The sequence below is a fragment of the Chloroflexus sp. genome, assembly GCF_034434295.1.
Lineage (GTDB): Bacteria > Chloroflexota > Chloroflexia > Chloroflexales > Chloroflexaceae > Chloroflexus.
Genome location: NZ_DAOTZQ010000090.1, coordinates 1 through 22,597 on the forward strand (window position 1 = coordinate 1; position 22,597 = coordinate 22,597).

The 22,597-nt window shown below is 55.3% G+C and carries 23 protein-coding genes; 7 read left to right on the forward strand and 16 right to left on the reverse strand.

The features are described from left to right. Positions 1–379 precede the first annotated feature (379 nt). The 13 genes from cas4 to rlmN all read right to left on the reverse strand — a co-directional run bounded on the left by cas4 (position 380) and on the right by rlmN (position 14,787). A complete protein-coding gene (cas4, locus tag VAE57_RS12660; RefSeq protein ID WP_322822236.1) occupies positions 380–988 on the reverse strand; it encodes a CRISPR-associated protein Cas4 in 609 nt (202 codons plus the stop codon). Next, positions 975–1,232: a CRISPR-associated endonuclease Cas2 gene (gene cas2, locus VAE57_RS12665; RefSeq protein ID WP_322822237.1), complete on the reverse strand. Its 258-nt coding sequence runs from the start codon at positions 1,230–1,232 to the stop codon at positions 975–977. Before cas2 ends, cas4 begins: the two co-directional genes overlap by 14 nt. Before the next feature lie 11 nt (positions 1,233–1,243). Next, complete coding sequence (gene cas1, locus VAE57_RS12670) at positions 1,244–2,257, reverse strand: CRISPR-associated endonuclease Cas1 (RefSeq protein ID WP_322822238.1); 1,014 nt, start codon at positions 2,255–2,257, stop codon at positions 1,244–1,246. A gap of 324 nt (positions 2,258–2,581) precedes the next feature. Then, positions 2,582–3,583 carry a CRISPR system precrRNA processing endoribonuclease RAMP protein Cas6 gene (gene cas6, locus VAE57_RS12675; RefSeq protein WP_322822239.1) on the reverse strand — a complete coding sequence of 334 codons (1,002 nt, stop codon included), beginning with the start codon at positions 3,581–3,583 and terminating at the stop codon, positions 2,582–2,584. 2 nt (positions 3,584–3,585) lie between these two features. Next, positions 3,586–6,018: a CRISPR-associated helicase Cas3' gene (gene cas3, locus VAE57_RS12680; protein WP_322822240.1), complete on the reverse strand. Its 2,433-nt coding sequence runs from the start codon at positions 6,016–6,018 to the stop codon at positions 3,586–3,588. Continuing rightward, positions 5,996–6,733 (reverse strand): type I-B CRISPR-associated protein Cas5b, encoded by a 738-nt coding sequence (gene cas5b, locus VAE57_RS12685; protein ID WP_416208453.1) that lies wholly within the window; start codon positions 6,731–6,733, stop codon positions 5,996–5,998. Before cas5b ends, cas3 begins: the two co-directional genes overlap by 23 nt. Before the next feature lie 10 nt (positions 6,734–6,743). Then, positions 6,744–7,835, reverse strand: a complete 1,092-nt coding sequence (gene cas7i, locus VAE57_RS12690; protein ID WP_322822242.1) for a type I-B CRISPR-associated protein Cas7/Cst2/DevR — start codon at positions 7,833–7,835, stop codon at positions 6,744–6,746. Between the two features lie 23 nt (positions 7,836–7,858). Further along, entirely contained in the window at positions 7,859–9,346 is a 1,488-nt protein-coding gene (locus VAE57_RS12695) for a type I-B CRISPR-associated protein Cas8b1/Cst1 (RefSeq protein WP_322822243.1), read from the reverse strand. A 71-nt stretch (positions 9,347–9,417) separates the two neighbouring features. Further along, on the reverse strand, positions 9,418–10,380 hold the full coding sequence (locus VAE57_RS12700) for a WYL domain-containing protein (RefSeq protein WP_322822244.1): 963 nt from the start codon (positions 10,378–10,380) through the stop codon (positions 9,418–9,420). 62 nt (positions 10,381–10,442) lie between these two features. Next, positions 10,443–11,492 carry a DUF4352 domain-containing protein gene (locus VAE57_RS12705; protein WP_322822245.1) on the reverse strand — a complete coding sequence of 350 codons (1,050 nt, stop codon included), beginning with the start codon at positions 11,490–11,492 and terminating at the stop codon, positions 10,443–10,445. A 112-nt stretch (positions 11,493–11,604) separates the two neighbouring features. Beyond that, entirely contained in the window at positions 11,605–11,814 is a 210-nt protein-coding gene (locus VAE57_RS12710) for a helix-turn-helix domain-containing protein (protein WP_012258795.1), read from the reverse strand. Between the two features lie 480 nt (positions 11,815–12,294). After that, positions 12,295–13,611, reverse strand: a complete 1,317-nt coding sequence (hisS, locus tag VAE57_RS12715; protein ID WP_322822246.1) for a histidine--tRNA ligase — start codon at positions 13,609–13,611, stop codon at positions 12,295–12,297. A 45-nt stretch (positions 13,612–13,656) separates the two neighbouring features. Beyond that, a complete protein-coding gene (gene rlmN, locus VAE57_RS12720; RefSeq protein ID WP_322822247.1) occupies positions 13,657–14,787 on the reverse strand; it encodes a 23S rRNA (adenine(2503)-C(2))-methyltransferase RlmN in 1,131 nt (376 codons plus the stop codon). Positions 14,788–14,895: 108 nt separating this feature from the next. Between rlmN and VAE57_RS12725 the strand changes: the two genes are divergently transcribed. Beyond that, positions 14,896–15,273: a hypothetical protein gene (locus VAE57_RS12725; protein WP_322822248.1), complete on the forward strand. Its 378-nt coding sequence runs from the start codon at positions 14,896–14,898 to the stop codon at positions 15,271–15,273. Positions 15,274–15,353: 80 nt separating this feature from the next. Here the strand turns inward: VAE57_RS12725 and rocF are convergent, their stop codons facing one another. Both rocF and VAE57_RS12735 read right to left on the reverse strand, forming a co-directional pair. Next, the gene (gene rocF / locus VAE57_RS12730; RefSeq protein WP_322822249.1) at positions 15,354–16,262 is read right to left on the reverse strand and encodes an arginase; all 909 of its coding nucleotides are present in this window, start codon (positions 16,260–16,262) and stop codon (positions 15,354–15,356) included. Continuing rightward, a complete protein-coding gene (locus VAE57_RS12735) occupies positions 16,259–17,464 on the reverse strand; it encodes an ArsA family ATPase (RefSeq protein ID WP_322822250.1) in 1,206 nt (401 codons plus the stop codon). The genes rocF and VAE57_RS12735 overlap by 4 nt, the downstream gene beginning before the upstream one ends. A gap of 172 nt (positions 17,465–17,636) precedes the next feature. On the opposite strand from VAE57_RS12735, the gene VAE57_RS12740 reads away from it, so the two are divergent. Both VAE57_RS12740 and VAE57_RS12745 read left to right on the forward strand, forming a co-directional pair. Then, entirely contained in the window at positions 17,637–18,152 is a 516-nt protein-coding gene (locus tag VAE57_RS12740) for a histidine phosphatase family protein (protein WP_322822251.1), read from the forward strand. An 18-nt stretch (positions 18,153–18,170) separates the two neighbouring features. Continuing rightward, entirely contained in the window at positions 18,171–18,935 is a 765-nt protein-coding gene (locus VAE57_RS12745) for an NAD-dependent deacylase (RefSeq protein WP_322822252.1), read from the forward strand. Positions 18,936–19,317: 382 nt separating this feature from the next. On the opposite strand, the gene VAE57_RS12750 is transcribed toward VAE57_RS12745, so the two are convergent. Then, on the reverse strand, positions 19,318–19,983 hold the full coding sequence (locus VAE57_RS12750) for a hypothetical protein (protein ID WP_322822253.1): 666 nt from the start codon (positions 19,981–19,983) through the stop codon (positions 19,318–19,320). A gap of 198 nt (positions 19,984–20,181) precedes the next feature. Here VAE57_RS12750 and VAE57_RS12755 point away from each other — a divergent pair, with 198 nt between their 5' ends. The 4 genes from VAE57_RS12755 (at position 20,182) to VAE57_RS12770 (ending at position 22,584) form a co-directional block, all read left to right on the forward strand. Next, positions 20,182–20,445 carry a PspC domain-containing protein gene (locus tag VAE57_RS12755; RefSeq protein WP_322822254.1) on the forward strand — a complete coding sequence of 88 codons (264 nt, stop codon included), beginning with the start codon at positions 20,182–20,184 and terminating at the stop codon, positions 20,443–20,445. Between the two features lie 119 nt (positions 20,446–20,564). After that, positions 20,565–21,449, forward strand: coding sequence for a fructosamine kinase family protein (locus VAE57_RS12760; protein ID WP_322822255.1), 885 nt, complete (start codon positions 20,565–20,567; stop codon positions 21,447–21,449). Positions 21,450–21,563: 114 nt separating this feature from the next. Continuing rightward, positions 21,564–21,983, forward strand: a complete 420-nt coding sequence (locus VAE57_RS12765) for an NUDIX hydrolase (RefSeq protein WP_322822256.1) — start codon at positions 21,564–21,566, stop codon at positions 21,981–21,983. A gap of 109 nt (positions 21,984–22,092) precedes the next feature. After that, complete coding sequence (locus VAE57_RS12770) at positions 22,093–22,584, forward strand: hypothetical protein (protein ID WP_322822257.1); 492 nt, start codon at positions 22,093–22,095, stop codon at positions 22,582–22,584. The last annotated feature ends 13 nt before the right edge of the window (positions 22,585–22,597 follow it).

Sequence of the window (22,597 nt, forward strand, 5' to 3'; positions counted from 1 at the left end):
TTAAATCAAGTTATTCCTTCTTCATAGCCAGAAAATACGTTTCAGTGCTCTACCGTGAGCCGAAATTGTTGAAAAACCAACCTCTCTATTCCCTCCTATGCGCTGTGATCACTCTCGTTGGACGTTGTACGCATCTCTGGAGCCTTCCTATACATTCATTATATCTGTTCTGGCCGGTTGCGCAAGGGCTTGGTTGGGTCTGTCTTCGCAACTCCAGATTTGTTCTAAATTCCGTTTGGGTTGCGAAGTATATCGATCCGTTTCTGATGCGCTATCTGCTTATTGGACGTGGTGCAACTGAGTACCAATGCGCTGTTGGTGATAGCTTCCGATACTCAGTTGCGAAGCGATTGCGTATATGACTATTTTTTGGGTCGATCTATACGACGTCGTTGCAGAAGCGGCGAAATTCGCAATTGACGCAGAGTGCCCGGCTTGTCGGTGGCGGTGGTAGCGCTTCGGTTTGAATGGCTTTTTGCACCGCAGCAATCGTTTCGATCACGTTTTTGCGTAACTGAGGGCTGATTGGGACTTTTTCCGCTTTCCGTAACGGAATGTGGTATATCCACCCGGTTTCTACCGGTAGTCCCCACGCCTCTTCAATGAGGAGTGCATAGGTGCCTACCTGAAGTTTGAAGTGCGGCCCGGCAGGCTGCTCGCTGTCCTTGTAGTCGACAACAATTACTTTTGCCACCGGGTCTGACCGGTTGGGTACTGCAATCGCCAGATCCAGGATTCCTCTGACGCCAAGTCGCTCTGACCGCAGGTAGACATGGAAGAAACGCTCGCCGTTTTTCAAACCATATGTGCGGAGTGAACGCCGCTCTTCCCGGTCTTCCTCTGCACGGTGACTCGCGGCTCCCTGGCGCATGAGATCTGTCTGTGGGCGAATGGCCGGCAAGCAGTAGGTGTACCATACAACCCGTGGACAATAACGCCACTGTTTGATATCGCTAACTTCAATCGTATCAAGATCAGGCATCGTCATATTGCTGCTCCAGTATGCGTCGATCACCCCAGGTTTTGCTATCGAAGACGAAGAGTTGGACGTTTGCAGTATGACCCTTGACCCGGCGAGTTATTTCGCCAAACAGTGCCCGTTGATGCGTCCGGCTGAGATTCCCGGCGAAAGCACTGTATTGAATGCGTTGTAGTCCATAGTCGAGGCAGGCATCAGCAACTCGCTGTCTTGCCCGATCATTGGGAATGTCGTAGATGACAAGACATTGCATCGCTGTTCTCCTCACCATCCCATGATGAATGGGGTGTAGGATTCACGCTCACCCCGCACATACGTCGCAATGTGGCGCGCCTGACACTGGAGAATATGACGTAGCGGTTGGCGTTTGCCTTCATACGGCTCTGTCGTTTCAAGTCGCTCTAAGACCTTAGTGGCAATGCGTTCACGGGTTGGCTGGTCAAGTCTCCCATCTTCCTCACGCCCGATCTGCCAGCCACGAGTGACCTGGCCGAGGAGTGTCCGATCCACGACTGCTTGCCGGAATTCTTCGATCAGGTCGAGGACCAGGCTGGGCTTGCCTGGACGATCCGCATGGAGAAGGCCGGCATAGGGGTCAAGGCCGGCTAGCACTATCGCATGTTCAATTTGACCATAGAGAACGCCATATCCGTAGTTGAGGACTTGATTGAACGGATCGCTCGCGCCTCTTGTTTCCCGTCCTGGCCAGTTCAGTGCCGGTGGTATCAGTGCTCCAATCGCCTGCCAGTAACGGGCGGCATAACGTCCTTCGATACCCATTAATGCGTCACGAATCTCATCAACGGTCTCGCCATGCAACCGCTCAACGGCAACCTGATAATCGACAACTTCTGCCGCGGTCGCCATGAGCAGTTCATAGATTTCTGGTGCGGTTCCCTTACGGTTCTTCGCGACGTAGCGGAGAAGGTTTGCTTGATTGCCGAGTTTGCCCAATGTGAATGCACGGGCGAGGGCGACACCAGCCGGGCCGTCATACGCACGCAATTGTGCCCGCCGGGTCAGAACGGTTCCGGTGAGGCCGGCACTGTACAGGCTGGCTCGCGGTGTGCCGTTGCTGCTAATGAAGTGAATTGGTATACCCTCTTCACTACACGCCCGGATTGCATCACTACTGATTGCAATGCCGCTGCCGGCGATAATCACCTGACGTAGGTGCATGATCGGCACTTCTTTTTGCCGTTCGTTGTCCTTTGTGACCCGTAAACGGCCTTGATGCTTGCCAATGAAGCTACCTCGTTCGTCGACGATGAGTTCCATGGTGTAACCTTCCTTTCAGGATAGAGTGCTGGTGTCGCCCCAAAAAGGCAATCGAGATCGATTGTTAAGGTTCAGGTGCTCTTTTTCAATATACACATGTTTGCGCATGATGCAAGGAGATACGATACGAATATCTTTGTGCCATCGTGCAATACGTAGACAATACCCCCACCGGAACGTTTCCTGGCGCAGGGTGGTGGTGAGCGTCACTGCCCCAACGTGCAACACGTAGATGCTGATCCCAACGGAACGTTTTTTAATTGTTAAGGTGCAGAAGCAACAAACGCAGGTCAGGCCGGGTTGTCGCCGTTGCCACTGTTGGGGCTACGGCCAGACCGGCATGCCCTGGAGAGTGTACCAGCCATCACCCTTGACTGCATTGCGCCCGACATGGATCAGGCTGCCCCATACGATGAGTTCACGCAATTCCGCCAATGGCCCGCGAAAGGTTGCGCTGCCGATCAGGCCACCAACCGGTGTCCGCCGTTGCTGGCGCGACGAAACGCTAACTACGTCGATCCAGCGCGTTTTGTCGGCGGTGACGGTCACCTGTTCGGCCAGGGCCAGTAATCCGCGAAAATCGATGGCCAGTGGGCCATCACCGTAAGCACGCGACAGATCATCGAGCCGACGCATCAGGCGCTGGATAAGTGGCCGTAAGGCAATGGTTTTGACCAGACGGTCTTGATCGATGAGCCGCATGGGTGTATGGAAGAAGAAGGTGATTTCTTCAGTCGGCAACCGCGCCGCGTAGTCACGTACTGCTGCTACGTCAATCGGCAGACCAGGGAAATACACGGTTCCACCGGGTAATGGGTAGAGCGTTTGTCTGGCTCCACTCAGAGGATGGTACGCCTCAATCGAGCGGAGAGCAATGCGGCCCCGCCGTCGGCGTAATTCGTCTAGTTTGATCCCAATGCCATCACGTTCCAGTTCCCGCACTGCCATCACGATGAAAGGAAACAGATTTTCGGCATGCCCAAATAAGGCCAGGCCAAACCGGATGGTATCGCCGGGCTGGAAATGCATGCTCTGACTCTGCCGGGCGTGCTGATCATCGGCGAGCGGCGGACGAACGACATACGGACGGGGCCGCTGATCACTACCTTTTTCATCTTCACTCCGCATCGGGGCGACCAACGCGGCAACCGGGCAACGACTGTAGAGGGGGCAATCGGCACACGTTGGTGCTTCTTTGTTGGCACAAAAGCGTGTCCACAGTGCATTGGAAACGGCACCGCGTACCGCCGGCCCACTTTGTGCCGCCAAAACAACCGGGGTTTCCGCCGTCGCGGTGAAGATGAGGTGATGTACGATAAGTGTCATACCTAACTCCAATCTGGATCAATGACCATATCGCCAAATGAGAGGCCATTACGCGAGTCGTAAGGTGTTTGCACAACCCAGACCCGTCGCTGACCGGTCTCTTCCGCAGGTCTCACTTTGCCCTGGCTGCGTAAGATGGCAAACCGCTGTTTGCTGATGCTGACCAGATAGTCATTCGCCTCGATAAAGCGCTCTTCGACCAGTAGATTGACGTAGTCGCGCTCGAAGCATGCCGGCACCACGTCTACACCATCAAACATCTGCTCGAACTCGTCTTCACGCTGGGCATCGCTCTGGAATGGGCAGAGGCCATTGACGATCTGTTCGACCTGCCGGCTCATGTTCTGATACGCTGTCAGCCATTGCTGGCGCAGCAACGAGTCGTCATAGATGGTATCCAGCCAGGTCTGTACTGCGGACTCATCGATTATGTCACCATGATGACGTGCGAGTTCGGCCAGCGTGACCCGCACGATGTGACCGGCCTGTTCGGGATCACGATGGCGACCATAAACCCCCTGGCCATCGTTGGGCTGACGGAAGATGTAGACGGGACAGATTCCCTTCACTGCCCGTCGATTAACTCGCCCGAAGCGTTGCAAGAGGGCTTCCAGCGGTGCCGGATCACTGTAGAGAGTGTCCAAATCGATATCGAGGCTGACTTCGACCACCTGGGTTGCCACTAACGCTAACGGTGGCCGCCTGGCGCTATCGCTGCGACAGCGCTCAACGATTGTCTGCTCCAGCCGATTGCGATCACCATAGGTGAAGCGACTGTGGATCAGGATGAGTTGCTCGTCGCTCAAACCAGCCTGCATCAGCAGATCACGCACCATTTGCGCCCGTGCAACCGTGTTGACACAGACCAGAACCTGTTTCCCATCACGTACTGCGGCGACAATCTCGGTGATAATTGCAGGATCGGTCAGCTCGCCATCACGCAGGTACAACTGATGACGACGGAAGCGGGCAAAGATGTCTGGTGTGGCCTGAATGATGGTTGGCGTATCCAGCACATCGCTGAGCTGTTCAAGAATGAGCGTTGGGAAGGTAGCTGACATCACGAAGAAGCGGGCCGCAAAATGCTGGCGCAAATAGCGTATCAAGCCGGTGATGAGAGCCAGCCGCTCTGGTTCATAGGCGTGAATCTCGTCGAAGATAAAACTCGCCCGCGCATAGTCGGTCAGCATGGCCTCGAAGCCGCGCAGTTGAAAGAGAGCTTTGAGCAGTTGATAGGGGCTGAGTACTTTGAGAGGACGGGCATGCAGGAGGTTAAGATTCCTCTCCCACTGTACCTTTCGCACCGTCGTTACCGACCATTCCTCACCATCCCGGAAACGGGCGTAGAGTGCCTGGGCAGCACGCCCGTGTTGAAGACCAACAACATTATTCCCGAAAAGTCCGCGCAGTCGGTCGTCTGGATGCGACTCGCTGCGTTGTGGCTCACAATAGCATCCAACAACATTATTCTCGAAAAGTCCGCGCAGTCGGTCGTACATCGCATTCATGCTGGCCTGGTAAGGAAGTGTGTAGAAGATACGCGCCGGTGGGTTGCTGCCATCACCCAATGCCCAGGCCAGCGCGGCTTCGGTTTTGCCACTACCGGTTGGCGCCATCAACAACACATGCTGTGTACCTGTACCGGCGCTTGCAACCTGATGAGGATATGTCTCCCATCCGGCGGGAATAACCGCTTGCCACGGGTTACGTATCGGCCCCGGTAGCTGCTGGAGATGCGCCGATGCCATGTGATCGGCGGTTGTGATCAGGCCGCGCAACAGAATACCGGGAATGCGGGCAGTTGTGGTGGTACCCGCAGCAGTCAACGAATCGACCCACTGGTGATAGATCGACAGCCAGTGACGGAGGCGTCCGGCATCAATCGGATGTGATTGCGGGTTGATTTTCACAACCACATCTGCCATCCCCAGCCCGATACGCCAGGGATTCGCACACTCGCCAAGCCAGCGATGCAGAAGATCAGCAGTAGCCGGTTGCAGTTCAGCGCAAAGATCGCTTAACGGATCCTTGCGCAACCCGGCAGGGTACAGCTCACGAATTTCCGGCGCATCACGGTGGTGCGACACAATCGCCGCTACGACCCAGCACTGTTCTACATCACTCAGGCCGTGCGCAATTGCATCAACAAAGGCCAGCGAGAGCACTTCGTGACGATGCGACCATGCCGGGCCTCCACGCAACCGTCGCTGAAAACCTGCTGCCGCCTTACCGAAATCGTGGAGAAAGGTGGCCCAGTACAGACAATGCCACAGCCGCACATCGCCTGCCAGGTCTGCGAGGTGCGGTCGTAACCGATAGAGATCGGATAGTCGGCAAAGGACATCCCACGTATGACTCGCTAACGTCTCGCCACCGTACTGCTGGCTCTTAGCCAACAGATCATCCAGCCAATCAGGCCATGGCAAAGGCTTCATCGTCTGCTCCTACGAAGGTGTGAAACCACAAACCGAGTGGCAATCCATCAACAACCGGTGCCGTTGGGTCGCTCCAGAATGTTGCCGATTGCTGACCGAAGCGCAACATCTGCCTGGTTGTAATCCGTTCGGTCAAGACAAGATAGCGGGCAAAGCTGGGCTGCCGACGCTGACGATAGTTAATCCAGCGCGGCATCAGCGTGACGACACCCGCTGGGGCCTGAGTAGCCATGGCAAAGGGCAACAGGGTATGCTCAAAATAGACCTGATCGGCCTGCTGGAGATCGACAATCTCAATATGGGTATAGGCTGCCAGGTCTTGTGAACGACCCAGAACCACCGGGTAGCGCGGAAAACGAAAGGCATCAATCCACTCCGGTCGGTTGAGATAGAGAGTCAACCGCGGGAAGAGCAGGAGCTGGCGCTTGAAGGGATTGATATTCCCTTCAAGCACCTTGGGTTCGCCACCGGGCAATTTTCCCGCTGACGTCGAGAGCACATGAATATGCTCAAGGTCGTGCCCTTCACCGGCAGCGGTGAAATGGTAGGCAAACGCCAGTCCTGCTGGATCGACCCAGTCGCCCAATGCGCTACAGATGTGCCCATAAATGGTTGCCGGCGGTGGCAATGGAAAGCTCGGCTGTACCCCCAACATAAAGTGAGGATAGCGAAAGGACGTTGTCAGGGCTTCGAGCACAATCTTGAGCGCCTGCATAATTCCCCCCCTAATCCAGCCACTCAGGATGTGCATCACACTCCTGAATGAAGGTGGCAAAAGCCTCACGTGGATGGCTCAGGATGATACGTGGCAAACCCTGGGACGAATCTTGTTCATTATGCTGAGCAACAAATTGCTCAAAAGTATCCCGTGCCTCATCGAGATACCCCTTCACCCATCCCACATAGATCGGCGAAAGGATACCATCGGCGAAGACACGCATGGCTTCCCGTAAAGCGTCAATCTTAATCTCTGGTAGACCATTCCGCTGCGCACCGACGGTATGGTGGAAAATGTGATTACCACCCGTGGTAACGGCAAAGATCACGAGCGCCGGGCTGACATCGGTGTAGTGCAGGGCTTGTTTCGCACCACCCTCCAATTGCGCCATCCCGGCGAAGAGAGCCTTCACGCGGGCCAGGCGTTCTTGCTTCGGCAAGCGGTACGACTTCTCGCTTTCGAGATGCTCGACTCCAGCCACGTCCTTCACCAGACGCACCCGCTCATCGTCAAGGTTGCGAAAACCGGTACGATTACGGTACGAGAAGGTACCACATGCCCACAGGTCAAGCGAGAAGAGACCCTTCAGCGTGGTACGATAGAATTGATGCTCATGAGGCACCGGATTCCCTTCGTGACGCGACATCACACCAAAATCACTGGTCGGATTGACCGGTGCAATTGAGACCAGTGTACTCACCCGGAATGGTGAAGCGCGGGTAACTGTATCGGTCACCGGGGTAGATTCTTCCAGAAAACTCATCTGCTCCCGACTCTTCTTCGCCGTCTCACCTTTGCCCGGTGCACGCATATACCCGAACAGATCATCGTCCCAGTAACGAATCGGGTTGGCATCGGTGTAGGCAATCTTCTCCTCGCGGAAGATCAGCGATGAACGCCATTCCGGTACCCGCCGTTCGAGCGTTGTGCGTAGCCAGTAGCGAAACGCCTGTGCCGACACATAGGGAAAATTGCCGGCTTTGGTGGTAATGACTTTGACGCCGACCGTGTTCTCTTCGCGTTCACCTGGAATCGAGCCGAGATTGTTGAGCGCCGACGCCGGAGCATCAATCAAGAATAAACCGGTTACGAAGGCCATGGTTGTTCCTCTCCTTTCTTTAGTTATTCGCTAACAACAACTTCCGCATCATCTGGAACAGCGTCAGGATTACCGGCAATCCAGTCGCGCAACTGTTCGACCATACGGATCAACACCAGATCACGCATCAAACGCCAATCGCTGCGCAACACCTCCTCTCCCTCCATAAAGACGGTCAGAAAACTATCAAGAGTGAAGAGCGTTTCCCGACCCTGCGTATAGCGCGTGTAGTCGATATTCGTCCTGTTGAGCAGGCTCAGAAAATGGTCACTCCGCTGCACCGTGAAGAACTGACGGAAAAAGCGCTTCCCGCCTTGCTTACGGGTGTAGTCGGCGAGTTTATCGCCCAATTCCTTCAACATCGCCACTCGATCATCGGTCATAAGCATTACCTCCTGCACAAAGAGTTCAACCAGCAGCCACAAAACAAGGTCTATCTCACGACGGAGCGAATAGTCGTGACGGGGATCATCGGTAGATCGCTTCACCTCAGGGATACGGAGAAAATAGGTACGCACAAAGCGCGCTGCCTGTGCCGGAAGGGTGAACAAGTCCTCGTATAGATAGTTCACCCGCGGTTCAGCCGGTTCGGCTGCCTTCCCGCGCTTCCCGGTCGGCGTCACGCGCTGCCAGCTTCGGGCAACCAGCTCATTCCAGAGGTTGCGATAGGTCGGCGTGTACACTGCAAGCAGAAAACCGGTAATCTGGAGCGGCAGATGATACAGCTCCAGAAATGGTGATTGACCATTGCTGAAATAGTAGGCCGTGATCGTTGTCCGTCGCATCCCTTCGAGTTGCTGGCGCATAATATCGGCCAGCGTTTCAATCAGCAATGTCCGCAAGCTACGCGGTGAACCGGGAAGTTTCTCTTCACCCGCAGCCTGCGCTTTCGCCACATCGCTCAGATTACGCTGCAAAAACCGATTGGCAAACGCAATGGTCAACCGCTCATCATCACAATGGACGGCAAGCAGACCGCCACCGACCTTGGCACAACCTAACGGCATCGTCTGCAAAGCCAGTATCGCCTCCGGTGCCATTGGCAGACCGGGGTCACCGTTGATGAAGAAATTGATCGAATCATCACCTTGCAACAATGGCATCTGTGCCCGCCCGACCCGTCCAGGTTGCAGTTTGCCCGACAACTCAAATGCCGCCGCCGGCAAACCGGTAAAGAGACAGGTTTCAAGCGCTCTGGCCGACTCTACCCACTGTCGCAGATGACGGTTAGCCCAGTACTCACGTTTTTGACGCGCTTCAGCCTGCTTGTCAGACGACAACCCGGGACGGTCTGGATTAAATGCCGATTGAGCAAACCATGCGTTACTGGTAAATGCCACCGTCAGAAAGCTCCGTAACGGTTGTCGCACATAATTTGCCTCAATGTAATCGGCAATACGCCGAAAATCATCGGCATTGAGATCGGCAACACGTTGCTTCCTGACAAAGGCCGTCATTGTGGCAAAACCGACATCAACGAACGGATGGCCGGTGTAGCGTATCTGATTCATGCATACCCTCGCTATTCAAATCTGCTGCCTCAAGACAAAGTCTATCATCCCAGCCTGCACTATAGTTGCAGTTACGTGTACAGTACTGCGGCTTTTCGCAACTCATCGGCGACCATGTGCATCAGTTCGGGTGGAGATAGCACCCGTGCGTGCGAGCCATAGCCCAACACCCAGCGCTTGATCTCGCCGAGGGCAGCACTCTGAAAGCGCAGGATTACCCCACCATCAGGTTGATCTTCAAGCTGCTGGGTTGCATGCCATTGTCGTTCTCGAATATACGGTGCCTGCTCACGATCAAACGCAATCTCGATCGGCAATGGCTGGGTACCACCTTCAACCATAAAACCGTTGCGAAGATACGCTGCAATGTCAACTTTTGGATCGCGAACAAACCGTTCGTGTCGGCGAACCTGCCATTGTCTGATGCGGTAGAGTGCAAACTGGCGCAGTTCACCACGGAGATGGTCGAAGGCAATTACATGCAGATCGCCACGCGCCAGAAAGAGATGGTACGGCTCTATCAGACGGTGAGTCAGTTCCTGCCGGCTGGCGGTGAAATAAGTAATCTCCACCGGATAGCACTCACAAATACATTCGTGCAACACCTGCACCAGTTCGGGCTCAACCGCAGCCAGTGCACCGGGCTGGAACGTGAGATGAGCCAGCAATGCATCAGGATGAACCGCTATTTGCTCTGTGATATAGGCTTCCATTCGCTGCAAAAGACGACGGAGTAGCACTGCAAATGGGGTTCCCAGATACCGCCGGCTCAATTCGGTGCTGATCAGAAACGCCAGTAATTCACCCTCGCTGACCTGCAACGCCGGCATGACCCATGTCGGATCGCGATAGTAGTAACCACCCTTGCGACGACTGTAGGCTAGCGGTGCCCCAACCCGATCGCGCAGATAGGATAGGTCAGCGAAGATAGCCCGCTCGCTCAGCTCAAAGCGAGTACAGAAATCAGCTACCGACGGGTAGGTGCCGGCTCGGATGAGCGCGTCCATCGTAACCAGTCGTTCCAATCGCGACATTCACACACTCCTTCGACAGGAGAAGAGGGTGGATGCCTCTTCACCTGCCATCGGCACATCAGCTACGGTAAGCGGATTGATACTGGTGTACCACCGATCAGATCAGGATCGAAAACGAAGCGTAGTTCAGATGCATCAGCCGGCACTTCAAAACCGATCTGACCACGCACCGTCTGACCAGCAGGGAGTTCGCCATCAATCCTGCCACCCGTCGCCAGCGAAGTTGCCGTAATATCCCCGGTATAGCGATACCCTTGCGCATCTTTGATCGAGGTTTGAATTGAAGAAAGGAACCGGGAACGATCACCACGATTCTCAATCGTTACGTCAACCAACACAAACCGGTAGCCATCGTCTGGCTGACTGAAGCGGTCACCAGGAGGTGATGTGACCTCATTGACCGTTACGACCAGATCACCGACCTGAACCGATTCACCGACATTGAAGACAGGGATTGGCTGCTCACCAGGATTGGTTGCCGGCGGCTCTTGCGAGACCGGATCATCACCAAGGACAACCGAAACCGTGCCACCGCTGAGCAGGTTGCTATCAAAGGTTAATGTCAGCCCACGTGCATCCTCCGGGATAGAAAATCCTGTCCACCCTCGTAAACGCTCACCAGGAACCAGCACACCACCGAGCTGACGATCACCGATTGCAACCGTCGCACTGAAATCGGGAGTATACTTACGAAACTCAGCATCCTTGAGCGACAACTGCCATACGCCGGAAACCGATTTTGGCGAATCACCCTGATTAACGATCACCATCTCAACGGCAATGAACCGCTGTCCGGGATCAGGCTGAGCAAAGCTGTTTCCCTCCACCACCTGCCAGCCGAGAACAATCAGATTCAGGCCATCAATACCGATAACGTCACCTATGTTGAAGACCTGCGGTTGCGCCGCATCCGCAACAGCGGTTGCCTGTGATGTAGGTTGCACGACATCCGTAACGGCAGTGGCCTGTGACACAGGTGCTGATTGATCTCCCTGGGCGGGTGATGTGGCAACGAGTGTTGGTGCCGCCGCACCGCCACCACAGGCCAGAACTATCATCAGCATTCCCACTGCAAACCCAACGACAGGCCATGAACGGTACCAGGATTTCATTGTCTGCTTCCTTTCCGACTGTGATCCATTATGTTCTCTGATGTGAGTTATAGCACCCGACTCTCCAAAAAATGGCAACAGTATCTGTGTGTTGTTGCAAATACCAGTACAGTCACCACCAGCGTCGAAACATATGCAACCGTCCCTCCTCATCCTCACTCAACAATAATCCTCGTTCTTCGAGTAGCGGCAGATCACGGATCACGGTTGAGCGTGGCACACCCAGGCGATACGCCAGTTCAGCCGCAGTGAGTGGTGTTTCGGCCAGCAATGCTTCATATTGATCGAGACGTTGCTGTTTTCCCTGTTTACTCCCAAACATCGTCATCCTCCGGCGTAAAGTTCATGTCAGCCTGTGATGACCGGAGTTTGTCAGCGACGTGTTGCAAGTACTGCAACAATCGTCGCTTCTATCATAGCAAAATGTCTGTTCACAAATGTGGATTTTAACCTGATAAATTAAAGCATTTTTGGCAAGAGAGGTTGAGACAGGTGAGAGGGTTTCTCACTCAAACTCTACAGAGGCTTCGTTCTGGAGAATAGGACATGCGGGCTGAAGCCCTACCCGACAGCATAGAAGTGCCGACAGGGCTGGCGGCACCGCTCCGCGCCGTCAGGCCAGCCCCGGCGGGGCTTTCACGCATTGAGGCAGGGTTTTACCCCGCCGGGGCATACAGGCTAAAGTCATACCTGACAGCATAGAAGCGCCGGTGGGGTTGGCGGCACTTCTCTGCGCCGCCAGACCAACCCTACCGGCCTTCCATGCATTGAGGCGGGGTTTTAACCCGCCGAGATGTGACACTTACTTACCCTCATTCAATGCCTCAGCCAGCAGACTGATAGCCGCTGCCCGCGGCAGCGAGCGTTGTTCACCGCGTTGTAAATCTTTGATCACAACCTCACCACGAGCCAGTTCGTCGGGGCCGAGGACCAGAGCAAACCGCACCCCACGCCGGTCAGCCTCCTTGAACTGTTTACCGATGTTCCCTGGTTCAAGTGCGATCAGGGCATTGATACCTGCTGCCCGCAGCTCAGCCGCCAGCCTCAGACTCTCGGCAACCTGTTCTGCGCCGAACAACGTCACAAATGCGAGAGCCGTTGTCTGCGGGCGCGGGCCGAGGTTTAGCTCGATCATCACATCGTGCAGGCGGTCAATACCGAAGGCCAGACCAACGGTGGGAATGTTGCGACCGGCAAACAACCCGATCAGGTGATCGTAGCGACCACCCCCAAGCAGTGAACCCTCCGGCCAGTGCGGGGTAATCGCTTCAAAGACGACTCCTGTGTAGTACGAAAGACCGCGTGCCAGACGAGGAGCCACCCGGTACTGTTCTGCCGGAACACCCATCGCCATCAGACCGTCCAGGACGGCACGCAGATTGGCAATCGCTGCCACCGCTCGCTCATCGGCGGCCAGTTTTTGGGCAAGTGCATCCAGAACTTCATCTGCCGTACCATCAATTTGTACCAGCTCCAGAATCTGGTCAGCCGCGGCAGGAGTCACACCAGACTTGATCAACTCAGCCCGTACACCATCAGCGCCAATCTTATCGAACTTATCGATGGCACGATAGACACCACCAGCGGCCTCCTCGGACAAACCGCTCACACGGGCAATACCACCGATGATCTGACGGTGATTTAACAGCGTGACAAAACCGGGAAAACCAAGCGCAGTCAGGGCTTCACACAAAATCGCCACAATCTCGGCATCAGCCAATGGCGAGGCACTCCCGACGATATCGAGATCAAACTGGTAAAACTCTCGATACCGACCACGGGCGGGGCGTTCACCGCGATAGCTCGGCCCATACGCATACCGGCGCCAGGGTAATGTCAATTGCCCGGCGTATTGAGCAGTCACACGCGCTAGCGGTACCGTCTGATCGTAGCGCAGAGCCAGACGACGGCCACCGTGGTCTTCAAACCGATAAATCAGCTTTTCTTCATCACCCAGTTTACCTTCCAGCGTCTCGGCATACTCAATGATCGGGGTTTGTAAAGGCTCGAAGCCGTGACTTTCACTAATGCGCGTCAGCGTATTGACGATGTATTGCCGTAGCATCATATCTACCGGCAGATGATCGCGCATGCCCTTAACATTTTGAATTGGCGCCATACAACTCTCGTCTGTGTACAAAGAGGAATATCGAACTCGCAGGTATCATCCGGTAAGGTTTCGTGTCGGTGTTTCTGGTTCTACCGTGTTCAGTGGCACACCGTGCCGACCGGCCAACTGACCACACGCCGCAGCAATTTCTACCCCTCGCTCAACCCGCACGGTACACGGAATGTCGTAATCGGTCAAAATCTGCTGAAACGTCGTCACACGCTCCCACTCTGAACGGCCAAGTGGTGTACCGGGAACCGGGTTCCACGGTATCAGATTGACATGAAAGAGGAGAGGACCACGTGGTGCTGAACGGCGGAGCAGGCGGGCTAGTGCGATAGCCTGATGCGGATGGTCGTTTTTGCCTTGCAGCAACACATACTCGAAAGAGACTCGCCGGCGCGTTTTGGCAATGTAGTTGCGAGTGGCAGCCATCAGATCGGCGATTGGATAGCGGCGATTGACCGGCATCAATTCGCTGCGCAGAGCGTCATCGGGCGCATGCAGCGAAATCGCCAGATTGATCGGTAAACGCTCATTGGCCAATCGTTCAATCCCCTTGACCAGCCCAACGGTAGAGACGGTCATACTGCGAGCACCGAGATTAAACCCCTGCGGATCGTGCAATCGCTCTACCGCCTGCCACCAGCGGTCGTAGTTGGCGAACGGTTCACCCATCCCCATAAAAACAAGGTTACTGACGCGACCCGTCGGACCGGCCATACCCATCGCACGAAGCTCTTGTGAAGCCCAAATTGCCTGAGCAACGATTTCGCCACTGCTCAGGTTGCGCAGAAGACCGAGCTGACCGGTGGCACAGAAGACGCAGCCCATGCCACAACCGGCCTGCGTTGACACACACACCGTTGAGCGGTCGGGATAGACCATCAATACCGTTTCAACGACAGCACCATCGGGCAAGCGGAAGAGAGCCTTACGAGTCATCCCGTTGTCACCGATCTGCACCTGCTCGCAGCGTAGGGTCGAGAACGGAATCTCGGCGAGCCGGCTACGCAGAGCGAGTGGCAGATCGGTCATCTGATCAACCTGGCGGGCAAGATTGACATACAGATGCCGGTACAGTTGACGGGCACGAAAGGCCGGCTCTCCCCAGCTTTGCAGGAGTTCGGTCAATTCAGACAGGTTGTAATCATACAAACAGCGTTGTTCCATAGCATAGTGCATTGTACCACGTTGCCGTAAGGCGAGCGCAGTAGTTTGTTGCCAATGGGAACCAAATCGCACGTGCCGGCGTTTCAGAGTCGGTAGTTGTTTAGTGAAAGAGGAAAACAAATGTTACGTCGAATCATCTTACTCATTATCGCCGGACTGATGTTGATCCTTACTGCCTGTACCACGGCAACCCCGACACCACGAGCAGGGATCGTAACTATTGAGCGGGTGAATTTTGCAGTGCTCGAATCTAATCCACCCCAGGTGCAGGCACATATTGTCGGGTACCTGGGAGATGGCTGTACGACGTTTGCCGGAATCAATCAACAGCGTGAGGGTAACGTCATCACAATTACGGTCAATGCCGCTCACAGCGGCGCCGAAGTTTGCCCGGCGATTGCGCCGTTGCTCGATCAGCGGATCATGCTGGAAGGGCCTTTTACAGCCGGTCAGTACACCGTAATCGTGAATGGGGTCGAGTATCAGGTGACGATCTAGTGCCTAGACAAATAACATCGGGCGGGTTGGACACCCGCCCGACATTCACCATTGCGACAGTATACACCGGCTCTACAGCACTACAAAATACGTTTACCTAACGCCGACAAAACCAGATCAACGGCCAACTGCGCAGTCGCGTTACGCTCATCGAGGATCGGGTTAACTTCGACCACATCCAGACTACGCAGAGCACCACTCTCGGCAATCAGTTCCATCGCCAGATGAGACTCGCGGGCCGAAATCCCACTGCTTACCGGTGTACCCACACCGGGCGCCTCGCGCGGATCGACAACATCGAGATCAAAACTGAGATGAAATCCTTCAGTGCCGGTCGTGGCAATTGCCAGCGCCCGCTCCACCACAGTTGCCATTCCACAGCGATCAATCTCATGCATGGTAAAGACGGTGATCGATGAAGCACGCAACGCTTCCCGCTCCAGTGGATCGAGATCACGCACAGCAATCAATACGACGTGCGCCGGATCGAAAGCCGGTATGCGACCGGCAAAACCGGTGAGCGTTGGATGCCCGCGTCCGGTTAACACAGCCAGCGGCATACCGTGAATATTGCCACTCGGCGTCGTGTGTTCATCGTTAAAATCAGCGTGGGCATCGATCCAGATCAGGCCAAGTCGTCGCTGCCGCGCACTCCCACTGGCTGACCCGATAGTTAAACTATGGTCACCACCCAGAATCAGGGGCAGCATCCCCTGCTGCACAATATCGGCCACCTGCCGAGCCAGCCGCCCACACATGTCGGCAATCGGCTCAAGATAGCGCAGGCGTGAATCAGGCGGTGGCGGTGGGGTTGTCTCGACCATCGGCACTGTCAGATTGCCGAAATCAACGACCTGATAGCCCAACTCGCTCAGTCTTCGGCTCAGACCGGCGTAGCGAATGGCACTCGGCCCCATATCGACGCCACGCCGTCCGGCCCCAAGATCGATGGGTACGCCGAGAATTGCAATCTGTGATCGACTACTCATGAAGGTGTCGACTCCTCCTGGGCATCCGTCTTCAGCGAGAGGGTCTCTGGCGGGCCGAAGAAGACTTCGAGCACACCATTGCGGAAATAGGCCCGCCGTGCCGGACGTTCGGCCAGTGTCGTCGGCAAGAGCATGTCACGGCGGAAATTGCCAATCTCGATAAACAGCTCATCGCCGCGCTTCGTCATCGATACTTTACCGATCTCGACGTGCGGCAAGGGCAAGCGCAGCACATACTCATCGCCCTGCTTAACAATCTCCTGGGTTTTACCGATGAAATGGACTTTCACCGGATCGTCATCGCCGAACAGACGACGACCGACCATGGCCAAATCTTCAATACCGGCCAGGTCACGCGCAAAGTAGGGGCTTTCCCAAATCGGCAAGGGACGGAAGAGATCGTAGACCATTTGCCGATAACCCTGCTGAATACGGGCCAGCTCCTGCATAAAAGCACCTTCGACCTGATCGACCGGCAGCACCCGATTGAGTACGACTCCATCAACCGGATAGCCAAACAGAGCCAGATAGGTCGAGGCACGTTGCGCTTCTTTAATTACCATCCGCTCAGGGTTCACCACCAGGCGATAAGAGCTGATCTGTGGATCGGTCAGGGTTGCCCGCAGTGCTTCCACACCTTTCGTTAGTCGCTCAAGCTTGGCGAAGACATCGGTTGCCGGGACTAACTGCTTGACCAGTGGACGCGCCACCTTCAATGTCGTCGGCTCCCAATCCATCACCCGCGCTGCGTACCATTGAAAGGTTTCGGGCATCGTCAGCAGGCGAACGGTCTCACCGGTAGGCGCCGCATCCACAATCACCACATCAAAATTACCATCACGCGCCTGGCGGCGAATGTGGAGCAGGCTAACCACCTCTTCCATACCGGGAATGATCGCCAGCTCCTCGGCTGCCACTTCATCAACTCCGCGCCGGCGAAGCAGGTTACTCAAGTAGACCCGCAACTCACCCCAATGCTCACGTACTTCATCGAGCACATTAATCTCTTGCCCCCACAACCGTTCGGTAATCTGGATAGGCAGCGAGCCTAACGGTGTATCAAGTGCATCCGCCAGACTATGAGCTACATCGGTGCTCACGACCAGCGTGCGATACCCTAATTCGGCAGCCCGTACTGCTGTCGCTGCCGAAGTGGTAGTCTTGCCGACGCCGCCTTTGCCGAGATAGAGGATCAGCCGCATTGATGTATCCTTCTGTATCGGAATCTGAAGTAATAGACAACCGGTTCGCTCATTCGTTGATGCGACGCCGCATCAATTGTATATGTTGCAGTACACTCCGTCAATCCTGTATGGTACACTATTAATGATGATATGCGATCATTGTTACTACAGCAAGATGTAAGGAAAATCAGTGCTTTCCGATCTGTTTCTTATTCGCCACGGTCAACCTGTTCACAATCCGTCCATTCCGTACCAGTTGCCACCAGGGCCTGATCTTTCGGAACGAGGGCGTGTGGAGGCGCGCCAGGTCGCGAATTTTCTGGCCGATAAAGAGATCGAGCAGCTTTTGGTCTCACCATTTGCCCGTACTACCCAGACGGCTGAGGTATTGGTTGATGTACTCAACGTACCGGTCGCCTTCACCGCTCTGGTGCAGGAGCATGCACCGGGCGAAACATTCGAGCAGGTGCGGGCGCGGGTACGTGAGGTTCTGGCCGGACTGACCGATTCGCCGTACCGGCGCATTGCCATCATCTCGCACGGTTCACCGATTCGGGCATTCCTGCTCGAATTGAGTCACGATCAGATTGATCTACGCCATCACGTGTACCCCGGCGGAAACCCGGCCCCCACCTGTGGTATCTGGCACGTCACTTTCGCCAACCAGCGGGCCTGCCGATTCGATCTGGTGTTCAAGCCGTCCTGAACGTAGCGGAGGCCGGTCATGAACAATCTCGATGATGTCATCACGATGCTGGCTGAGTCTCTCTCCACGGCCCGTCATGTCACCGTACTCACCGGTGCCGGCGTGTCGGCTGAAAGTGGTATTCCAACGTTTCGTGATGCTCAAACCGGTCTCTGGTCACATTTTGACCCAGAGGAACTGGCTTCACCGGCAGGTTTTGCCCGTAACCCAACGCTGGTCTGGCGCTGGTACGCCGAGCGACGGGTGAAAGCCTGTGTTGCCCAACCAAACCCAGCTCACCATGCACTGGCCGATCTGGCGACTCTGGTACCAAAGCTCACGCTGGTCACGCAGAATATTGACGGATTACACCAGCGGGCCGGTAGCCAGCAGGTGATTGAGCTACACGGCAGTCTCCACCGTGCGCGCTGTACGGTTGATGGTTCAATCCATACTACCTGGGATTACGACGAAGAACTACCGCAGTGCCCCACCTGTGGGGCATTACTGCGCCCTGACGTGGTCTGGTTTGGTGAATATCTGCCACCTGGCGCCCTGGAATCTGCTTACGCCGCAACCCTCGACTGCGATGTCTTCTTCTCGATTGGGACATCAGGGGTCGTCGAACCGGCAGCCTCACTGCCACGCATTGCTCTTGCACGTGGCGCAACCGTGTTGATCCTCAACCTTGAACAAACTACTACGGCTCGCCCACCACTGTTCACCATCTACGGAAAGGCCGGTGAAGTGTTACCCCGCCTGGTGGATGCGGTGCGATCATTGCGTCGGCAGCAGGGTGAATGAATGGCAATACTGGCTGTGTGTTCACCTGGAGCAACCTTCGCTGCGCCGGTATCACGTGTGATGGCAAATACGGCACGTTTCGCACCTTGCCGGGTGTGATTGTCCAAACCTGCCCGTAGGAATGTATAGCCGTGCGCCTCTGCCGGCACACCGGGGCCGGATCAGGGTTGCTGTGACGGCGAGAGTATTACGCTATGGGTAGCGCATCCCGGCATGAGCATGAGTAGGATCAACCTCACCGGGCAACAGCAGTGTAGCACAGACCGAAGCCTGTGCTACACCAAAGCTATACGCCACAGATTGAGACGCCGGTTGGTGTGGGGTGTAGTTCACGTGCAAGGCGTACCGAAGCCTATGCTACACCCTATCTTCTATCTCCTCCCTACTGCATTGCACTCGTCGCCGCCTGGCGGAAGGCATCAACTGCGGCATCAATCACCCGCTGTGGATCACCACCTGCTGAAGTGACAATCGCCCGGAGAGTCTCACCGTTGCGGAGGCGCGAGCGGATAGTCGCCTGATCGAGGCCGGTCTGATCGGCAGCGGTCTGGATCAACCAGCCTAACGTGCTTCGCTGTGAAACCTTCACAGCCTGATTAGCCAGTTGGGTACCCAACGTCGTATCGTTCACCAGCGTTGTTGCCTGATCCCGGATCGAAGTCAAGAGCTGATCGGCTTCCGCCTGCGTCAACCGCCCATTAGCCACCGCCTGGTCGAGCCGGGTCTTGGCCGCATCAACGACTGCCTGCACCAGCGCATCGCCACTGCTGCCATTAGCGGCTGCAATATCGGCCAGGCTCCGCCCATTCTGCAACTCCGTATGAATGGTTGTCGTATCAAGTCCGGTAAGCGTACTGAGCGTGCGCACCAGATAACCAACATTGACCACACCCCATCCACGCCAGCCGCCGCCGCGCCCATAGCCCAACTCTACCGTCGTCGGATTCGCCTCGACGACCTGAGCCGCACTAACCGATACCGGCTGATACCAGAGCAGGGTCAGCGCCAGTGCAGCACCAGCCAAACCGCTTACAAGTGTTCGTTTCATCGTCAAACCTCCCTTTCTATGCTGGGTTGCGGTTTCATCACGCCAGAATGCTCCGGCAACATCTTCAGGGTAGCGCACGACTTTGAAGAACTCGTGAAGTGGCCGTGAGAAGATTGTGGAGACGACTGCAACAAATGGCAATCATTCACGTCGTATACCCAGGAAACAGGAACGGCTTTGACATCAAGGAGGAACATCATGGGAACCAACCGTCTAACCCGTAGCGCAACCGATAGCATGCTCGGTGGTGTATGCGGTGGCATCGCCCGCTATTTCGGCATTGACAGCACCATCGTACGTCTGGTTTTTGTCCTGGCAGTGCTGAGCGGTCTCAGCCCGCTGATCTACGTCATTCTCTGGATTGTGATGCCGAAAGAGGAGCTGGCCTTGCCGTCAACACCAGCTCAAGACCCGACCGGCGAGTGGAAGTATGACCCGTACACAGGACAGAAACTCAACTAGCCGATCTATACGACAACAGCTCTGATGTACCGATACGCCCTTGTGTTGGATTATTGACGCAAGGGCGTCGGTCTTTTATCATTGACTCGTGGTTATGATCAGACACGTATGATACAGATATGACCTCTTTGCCGGCACACGTCACCAACCCAATCATTGCAGCACTTGGGCAACCAATCGAAGCCGTCGAATACCTCGGTGGCAGTTTTGGTGCCCGCCTGGCCCGGATCACTGTCAAAGGTCAGCATTTTGCACTCAAGTGGGCGAACAGTGGGGCACCGGCTGAAATGGTTGCTGCTGAAGCGCATGGCCTGCAAACACTGGCAGCAACCACGACCATTCGCGTGCCGGCAGTTATTCTGGCCTGTGCAGCCGATGGCCAGCAACCGGCAATCCTGCTCAGTGAATGGATCAGTAGCGACGGTCATCCACTCGATGCAACCAGACTCGGTGAGCAACTGGCAGCACTGCACCGTTGCACCGCCGCCGCCTATGGCCTGGAACGCGACAACTTCATCGGCGGGACACCGCAACGCAACGATTGGAAGACTGATTGGATTACATTTTTCCGCGAACAACGCCTCTTACCGCAGATTGAACTGGCAGAACGTAACGGTCTGCTGCCCTTACGACAGCGCCGCGCACTTGCATACATCGTTGACCATCTTGACGATTGGCTCGGTGGTGTCGCTCACGTGCCATCGCTCATCCATGGCGATCTGTGGAGTGGCAATGTGTTGAACGGAGCTGGTGGCACACCGGTACTCATCGATCCAGCTATCTCCTACAGTGATCGCGAATCCGAACTGGCCTTCACCGAACTCTTTGGCGGTTTCTCACCTCGCTTCTACCAGGTGTATCAGGCAGCCTGGCCACTTGAACCTGGCTATCGGGAACGCCGCGATCTCTACAACCTGTACCACCTGCTCAACCATCTCAACCTGTTCGGCGAAGGGTATAGTGACCACATCGACGCAATTATTCACCGCTACGTGAAAGGATAATCAGAATCCCATCATTCCGATTGCCTTCAAAAACGATGTATGATATGGAAATATTTGATGTAGACACATCTACACTATCAAATATGATAATAGTCCAAAAAAGGTTAACTTGACATGGAAACGATCCACGGTGTCGGCGCAGTTGTGTATCGTATTCAACCCGACGGCACTATCGAGATTTTGCTCATTCGCAAACGGAAAGGATTTTGGTCTCTGCCGAAGGGTAAGCTCAAGCGCGACGAACCAGCTCTGGAAGCGATTGTCCGTGAAGTTCGCGAAGAGACCCACGTGACTGCCGAGGTGGTTGATATACTGGGCAGCATCGATTACCTGATCAGCGGACCACGCGGTCAGCGGCGCAAAATTGTTGATTACTACCTGTTGCGTGCGATTAAAGGACGCGCCCGACCAACGGGCGGTAGTGAGCAGATTGTGGCTGTGGATTGGGTTCCACTCGCTGAAGCGATAGAGCGACTCCAGCGTCCACGTTTACGGGCTATCGTGCGTGCAGCACAGACGCTGTTTAGTAGCTGATCGGCATTCCTGTTGCACCGGAAGTGCCAATCTGATTCAGTACCAATGCACAACGAAATGGGGGCCATGACGTGCTATAATCAAGTTACATTACCAAAGGAAGGCACGTATGGATGAAATTACCGCCAGCCAGCTTGCGCGTCGGATCGCAGAGCATCGGCCAGCCCTCGCTAAACGAGTGGCCGGACGATTGTTACGTGCATTCCCCGAATTAACCCACACCCTGCGCCTGGAAGAGAATTACGATCCGGCCGAACGGATGTCTAGTGTGGCAGTGCAACCGTTCGGTGATCTGGTACGGGCAATCTTGTTGTTCAACACCTTTGAGATCGCCGAAACCGAATTACGCTGGGCGCGGGGCGTGTTGCCTCGCTGGGGAGTAGCGTATGAGCATACTACAACCATGATTCGCTGGTATTTTGAAGAGCTGAGTCAGCTCCCTCTCTCACCAGCCGAACGTCTGGTTGTGGTTGAGGTTGAGCAATACCTGCTTCATCTGATAGCACGTATCTATCACTCAAACGAACCAAACCACCATCTGGCTGGTGAAAGCCTGATCGAGTGGGGCACTTCTGCTAGAGCCAAACCAAATCTGCAATAATAGGGGCTGGTTT